The 4433-nt window shown below is 48.3% G+C and carries 3 protein-coding genes; 2 read left to right on the top strand and 1 reads right to left on the bottom strand.

Annotated features, from left to right (window positions below; translation table 11 throughout):
• Window positions 1-572: DUF1501 domain-containing protein (locus VIM87_RS13035; RefSeq protein ID WP_331997418.1), on the top strand; the 572-nt coding region annotated here is incomplete at its 5' end.
• Here VIM87_RS13035 and VIM87_RS13030 read toward each other — a convergent pair.
• A complete protein-coding gene (locus tag VIM87_RS13030) occupies window positions 565-1437 on the bottom strand; it encodes an AraC family transcriptional regulator (protein ID WP_331997417.1) in 873 nt (290 codons plus the stop codon). The two genes, VIM87_RS13035 and VIM87_RS13030, sit on opposite strands and share 8 nt — an antisense overlap.
• 122 nt (window positions 1438-1559) lie before the next feature.
• On the opposite strand from VIM87_RS13030, the gene VIM87_RS13025 reads away from it, so the two are divergent.
• Window positions 1560-4433, top strand: a 2874-nt coding sequence (locus VIM87_RS13025; protein ID WP_331997416.1) for a DUF1549 domain-containing protein, incomplete at its 3' end; no start/stop codon positions are given.

The following is a 4433-nucleotide window of genomic DNA, read 5'->3' as shown; positions in this document are numbered from 1 at the left end:
ATTACCTGTACAAAACCATGGCGGAAACTATTTCCTCCGCCACCTACATACAGCAGCAATTTAAAACGTATCAATCAAAGGAAAGCTACCCTAACACCGCTTTGGGCCGTGATATGAAAGTGATCTCGGAGCTGATCATGTCTGATATTAATACCAAAGTATATTATGTATCACACGGCAGCTTTGATACGCATGTAGGGCAGCAAAAGCAGCAGGAAAGGCTATTCCAGCAGCTGGATGAAGCGGTATCTGTATTCGTGCGGGACCTGAAAAAGAACAACCGTTTCCAGGATGTGATGGTAATGACCTTTTCTGAATTTGGCCGCCGTGTAGGTCAAAATGCCAGCGGAGGTACGGATCATGGCACGGCCAATAATATGTTCCTGATAGGAGGCGGCCTGCAAAAGAAGGGCATGTTAAATGAAGGCGCCGACCTTGCCGACCTGCAGGATGGCGACCTGAAATACAAAGTGGATTTTAAAAGCGTATATGCTACCCTGTTAAACAAATGGCTTTCTGCCGATGATAAGGCCATTCTGCAGCAGCAATACGGCTACCTGGATTTTATATAAGCTGCTTATCGCGTTTATACTCACTGGGTGTTTGCCCGGTAATGGTCTTAAAGATGCGCGAAAAATAAGAAAGGGTTTCAAACCCTGTGGCAGCAGCTATTTCAGCCAGTGACTGGTTGGTGTTTGCCAGCAGGAAACGGGCACGCTCCACCCGTGTAAGCTGTATGTACGTTAGCGGGCGCTCGCCGGTATTTTCATGGAACAATCTTGAAAAGTAATCCGGGTTTTGATTGGCCCGCTTAGCCAAATGCGCTACGGTTAAAGGTTTGTGCAGGTTGGTTTGAATGTGGTTAATGGCATCGGAAATTTTTGAGTGGATGGCTTCTTCAGTTACCTGGAAACAATCCGGCGTTAAAAAGCGAGACAGCAGCTGCAGTATAATGCCCTGCGTTTCCACGTACGCTGCAATGGGCACATAATTATTCAGCTCCCGGAAGCTTTGCAGCACGGGATATTTCTCATACACCTTTGGATCGTTGGACCGTTTTAACCCCCGGTCGGGATGCAGCTCCAGTATGCGTTTAAAATGCTGCAGGTCGGCAGCGGTAGCAGGCACCTTCAAGATGCGCCGGTTGGAGGAGAACAGCGAAGTGCCGTCCGTAGAATCTTCCATAATAGAAAGATAGTACTGGCTTAAATACTCCGCGCAATAATAGTTGCAGGTAGTAAAGCTGGGCACCATGTACAAAAAGCCCTTTTCCAGCGGGCAGGTGCTGCCCGGGTTATACAGGATGCCGCTGCCGCCGTCGATCAGGTAAATGCGGTAAAAAGTGCTGGTTACGTTCTTGTAATTCCAGTCTTTATTCAGTTGTACATAATCGACATTCAGCAGGGAAAAAGTTGCCTTTAGAACTGTCTTTTTCATAAGCTGGTGGGTGATCCTGGCTGAAATTAGGCATAAAAGTCGGCTTTGTGCAAAAAGCTGTGGTATTTGTGAAAATATTTCACGGCCAGGACCGCTAACTTTAGCTTACTGAGTTGAACGTTATGACAGAACTGCGGTTTCCACGTCTATTATCCTTAATAATATTCATCTGCGGCTTTTACGCCTGCTCGCCGGATCTGCCGGATGATGTAGCTGCGGTGTATAAAGAGCTGCCGGCAAAGCTGGATTATAACCGGGATGTAAAACCGGTGTTGTCTGATAAATGTTTTGCCTGCCACGGGCCAGACAAAGCCAAGCAGAAAGCGGGTTTGCGCCTGGACCTTGCAGATGCGGCCTATGCTGAACTGCCGGAAAGCCCGGGCAAGGTGGCCATTGATCCCGGAAATTTAGAGAACAGTGAAATGTTCCATCGCATTATTTCCAATGATCCGGATTACATGATGCCCGAACCAAACTCGCATCTGAAGCTAAGCGCGCGGGACAAAGCCATTCTTATTAAGTGGATCAAAAACGGGGCGGTGTATAAACCGCACTGGGCCTTTGTAAAGCCGGAAAAAGCGCCGGTGCCTGAAGTGAAACATAAAGATTGGGTAGCGCATAACCCGATTGATAATTTTATACAGGAACGTTTACAACAAGAGAAACTGCAACCTTCCGGAGAAGCGGAAAAAGAAATGCTGCTGCGCCGTGTATCGCTGGACCTCACAGGCCTGCCGCCTACTTTGCAGGAGATAGATAATTTTTTAAAAGATACCTCGCCCAACGCATATGAAAAGCAGGTAGACCGTTTGCTGGCTTCCCCGCACTATGGTGAAAAGATGGCGGTGGACTGGCTGGATGTGGCCCGCTTTGCAGATTCGCATGGGTATACCGTGGATAGGTTAAGGGATATGTCGCCCTACCGCGATTGGGTGATCAGCGCATTCAATAAGAACCTGCACTATGATACTTTTATTCAATGGCAGCTGGCCGGCGACCTGATGCCGCATCCCACCAAAGAAATGCTGATCGCTACCGCCTTTAACCGCAACCATCCGCAGAACATGGAAGGCGGTATTATTGAGGAAGAGTTCCAGGCAGAATATGTAGTGGACCGTACCAATACCTTTGGACAGGCTTTCCTGGCGGTTTCCGTGGGTTGCGCCAAATGCCATGATCATAAATTTGACCCGGTATCACAGAAGAATTATTATGAGCTGTTCAGCTTTTTTAATAATGTAAAAGAGGCCGGGCAAATTTCTTATGACGATGCATTGCCTACCCCTACGCTGATGCTGCCGGGTAAGGAAAAGGAGCAGGTGTTACAGTTCTTACAAAAGAATGTTGCCCAACAGGAGCAGCAATTAGCACAGGAGAAAAATAATGCGCAGCCTGCGTTTGAAAAATGGCTGGCAAAAGAAGGCTATAAAAAACTGCTGCAAGAAAAAGTGCCGCAGGCTGGCCTGCAGGGTGAATATACGTTGGATAATGCGGCCTTTAAGAACGGGGTGAATGCAAAGCAGGCCGGCGCTATGAAACGGGAAACCGGCCAGGCGGGCGATGCGCCTGTATTTGAGCAACATGGTAATGGGAAAGCCATTGTATTAAACGGTGATACTTACCTGGACCTTGGGCCCAATGGCGTGTTCCGCAGATCAGAGCCTTTTAGTATAGGCGTTTGGGTGAATATTCCCAAAGACCTGAAAGAAGGTGTTATTTTTCATAAAAGCATGGCAGAACGCCTGTTTAATTTCCGCGGCTATCATTTATACCTGCGGGATAATAAGCTGGAAATAAACATGGCGCACACTGCGCCTTCCAATGCCATTACAAGAGTTTCCAAAACCATCGTTCCAAAGGATCAATGGATCCAGCTTACGCTTACCTACGATGGATCATCCAAAGCAAACGGTTTTAGGCTATACCTGGATGGGAATGAATTGGCCATGGAAACCACCATGGATCAGCTGACCAAAGACATTTTATTTAAAGGCAACGGTAAGCAGCCGGGCCTGCAGATCGGCGGCTGGTGGCGCGGTTTAGGTTTTAAAAATGGTAAGGTAGATGAGGTGCTGGTGTATAACCGGGTGCTAACGCCTTATGAAATAAAAGTAGTGGCGCAAAAAGCTGACTGGAAGGATGTGGCAGACAAACCTCATACACAGCTGGCCACTACGCAGCTGGATGCATTGAAGGCGTATTACCTTTCCGCCGTATATCCCGCTACCATTAAAGCTGCGCAGGATCTGCAGCAAATGCGCAGCATCCTGGCCGATTCTACGGAGGATGTACCGGAGCTGATGGTAATGCAGGAAATGCCCAAGCCCAAACAGGCGCATATTTTATTAAGAGGCAATTATGATATGCCGGGTGATAAAGTATATCCCAACACGCCGGCCGCTATACTACCCTTTGCAAAGAATTTACCTAAGAACCGCTATGGACTGGCGCAGTGGCTTACCGATGCCAATAACCCGCTTACAGCAAGAGTAGAGGTGAACCGCATATGGCAAAACTTTTTTGGTGCCGGCATAGTGAAAACAACAGATGATTTTGGCAACCAGGGCGAGATGCCCAGCCACCCGGAGCTGCTGGACTGGCTGGCCATTACCTTCCGTGAATCCGGCTGGGATATTAAAAAGCTGAATAAGCTCATCGTAATGTCGGCTACTTACCGGCAGGATTCCCGTGTGAGCAAAGAAGTGCGTGATAAAGACCCGGAGAACCGCTTGCTGTCGCACGGACCGGCCTACCGTATGTCGGCAGAAATGATCCGCGACAATGCGCTGTTAGCAAGCGGTTTGCTGAACACGGCCATTGGCGGTAAAAGCGTCAAGCCTTACCAGCCGCCGGGTTTATGGGAAATTAATAATACTACCTATACACCGGATACAGGAACAGCCGTATACCGCAGAAGCCTGTACGTAGTTATAAAACGTTCGGTGCCTAATCCTACGCTGGCTACCTTTGATGCTACCTCACGCAGCTATTGCGTA

This window comes from Chitinophaga sp., assembly GCF_036569125.1.
Taxonomy (GTDB): domain Bacteria; phylum Bacteroidota; class Bacteroidia; order Chitinophagales; family Chitinophagaceae; genus Chitinophaga.
The sequence above is the reverse complement of the archived record's forward strand: the minus strand, read 5'-3'. Positions and strand labels throughout refer to the sequence as shown.

Excerpts from the sequence above, each read along its gene's own strand:
- VIM87_RS13030 (WP_331997417.1), bottom strand. The coding sequence starts at position 1,437 with ATGAAAAAGACAGTTCTAAAGGCAACTTTTTCCCTGCTGAATGTCGAT.